Consider the following 2,346-nt stretch of genomic DNA (forward strand, 5'->3'; position numbering starts at 1 on the left):
ATGTCAACGTCAACCAGAACATCGCCCAGCTGCAAAGCATCAACGTGAACACGCTCAACAACGTCGGCGTGATCGGCTCCGGCTTCGGCCCGCTGAGCATCGACGTCAACCCGTCGCAATGGGCCGCCACCCACGCCAAGGTCTGAACGGCATGCGCCCCCTCGCTTCGCGGAAACCCCGCGGGTTCCACGGCCAGCGGACACAATGCTCCGGCGCGCACTAGCGCAATTGGGAGCCCATCATCCGGTTGCGTTAAGTTGACAATGCCCGCCGAAGCGCAGCCGCCATTTCGGCCTTCACGCGCTCCTGCGCCACCCACCCATCCGTTACACCTTCTGCGCCTCCCCACACTGTCGGTCGCCATCGTCACTCCCATCACTTGGGCGATGCATCGGTTGCGGATTGGTAATCCGGTGATCACCATCACCAGGCATGCAGCGCCATAGGCCGGCAGCGCGCCTGGACGCCACCTACGCCAAGGCATGCACGGCTTGCGCCCCCGCATGGTGGAAGTGGCTGGGACAGCTATATTAATCCATGAAATTTCATTTAATATAAATTAAAGCAGATTTAATTAATATTAAATTCATGAGCAAGAAGTTAGCAATCAGCTCATAGGCGTCCCTCATGACAACCAGGCGACACCGTTGCAAATACCGCACGCACGCATAAATAAAAGATCGAAACTCTTTTGAAACGCCGATAATGTTGCACAGCACAAGACCAAGCACTCGTGTATGGCGCCCTAGAAACACTGCAGCCCGTTGTGTTGAACGCACAAAAGCAGTGCATTGACCAAAACGGTCTATCGGAATTCGACGATGCTGGCACGGCATTTAGTTGTGATGTTGCGACGTCAAAAGTCGAAGCCGGCTGCCCTATCGCGGATCCACAGCGCAGCGAGTTTGAAGCACTTCCGCGTATGCGAGGCCCCGCTCCTTTCGATTCGCCTGCCCCGAAGGGCAATGGGTTTTCCGGCCCGTGCTTTCCTTTAGTCCAATTTTGTTTTGATCGTTGTGCCACAGGAGCTACCGTAATGAAATTGCTTCGCACTCTTACCATTGTTGCCTTTGCACTCGCAGCTCTTCCTCATACTGCGCTGGCCGCCGATGCGCTGCCATCTTATGCCGGCGACCTATCGCAGACCTCAGTTTCCGGCCTGTCGTCGGGCGCCTTCATGGCGGTCCAGTATCAGGTCGCATACTCAGGTTCTGTCGCCGGTGCCGGTGTGGTAGCGGGTGGGCCGTATTATTGTGCGGCTGGGAACATCCTCAACACAACGATCTGCATGGGGCAGGTGCCGTTCGTGCCGCCGAATCCTGCACTGATGGTAGCCGCCGCAACGGGTTTTGCGTCGCTCGGTCAGATCGACCCGCTAGCGAATTTGCAGAAGGCCCGGGTCTATGTATTTAGCGGAACGAAGGATACCGTTGTCTACCAGCAGGCTGTCGACGCGACAGTGTCGTTCTTCAAGGAGGCCGGCGTTCCTGCGTCTAGCCTGCAGTATGTGAATAACGTGGCAGCCGGCCATGCATTCATCACACCGGCGTTCGGCAACGTGTGTTCCGATAACGCATCTCCATACATCAGTCACTGCGCGGTCGGCAAGCGAGGGTACGATCAGGCTGGCGCGTTGCTGCAGCAGATCTACGGCACGCTGAACCCGCCGGCGAAGAGTTTGTCAGGAAGAATCGTGCCGTTCGACCAGCGGGAGTTCGCGACGACCGCGACAGGCATGGCGGATACGGGCTTCGTTTATGTGCCGAGTTCATGCGCTCAGGGAGCACCGTGCAAAGTCCACGTGGCATTCCATGGGTGCAAGCAGTCCGAAGCCGTGGTCGGCAATGATTTCTATGCGAAGACGAACTACAACTATTGGGCGGACACAAACAACATCCTTGTGCTGTATCCGCAAGTGAATGCGTCTACGGTTCCATTTAATCCGCAAGGCTGCTGGGACTGGTTCGGTTATACCGGATCTGATTACGCGCTGAAATCGGGGGCGCAATTGAGCGCTGTCAACGCCATGGTCGGCCGGCTGCTATCCAAGCCGTGATGTAGGGCGGCCGCTAACTCGCCAGGAAATCCTGCTCGTGTTCTCGGCCAATGCCGGCTTCTCGTTGGCGCCAGAGCCTAACGAGCCTCCCAAGCCCATGGATGCGCCCGGCGTTCGCGAAGAAACTACTACTTTTGGTTATGAAAGATCTGTTTGTTATTTTGGTTCATCCGACTTTCGTGTGGGTCAGCGCAGCTGGATGTAGGTTGAGACCACCGCAGTGGAAGTAGACGGCGATCTTAAAGTGGTCCGGATTGCGATAGCCGCAGGCTCGCTTCTGCACAGTGGCG

1 protein-coding gene is annotated in these 2,346 nt (G+C 56.9%); it reads left to right on the forward strand.

Annotation, left to right across the window (positions count from 1 at the left end; genetic code table 11):
- Positions 1 to 1,036 precede the first annotated feature (1,036 nt).
- Positions 1,037 to 2,056 carry an extracellular catalytic domain type 2 short-chain-length polyhydroxyalkanoate depolymerase gene (locus AC1DT6_RS40390; RefSeq protein ID WP_441629624.1) on the forward strand — a complete coding sequence of 340 codons (1,020 nt, stop codon included), beginning with the start codon at positions 1,037 to 1,039 and terminating at the stop codon, positions 2,054 to 2,056.
- Positions 2,057 to 2,346: the final 290 nt, after the last annotated feature.

This window comes from Cupriavidus sp. 01L45 (assembly GCF_056399885.1).

What these genes read in the sequence shown, in the direction of transcription:
- AC1DT6_RS40390 (WP_441629624.1), top strand. Translation starts at nt 1,037, where the DNA reads ATGAAATTGCTTCGCACTCTTACCATTGTTGCCTTTGCACTCGCAGCT.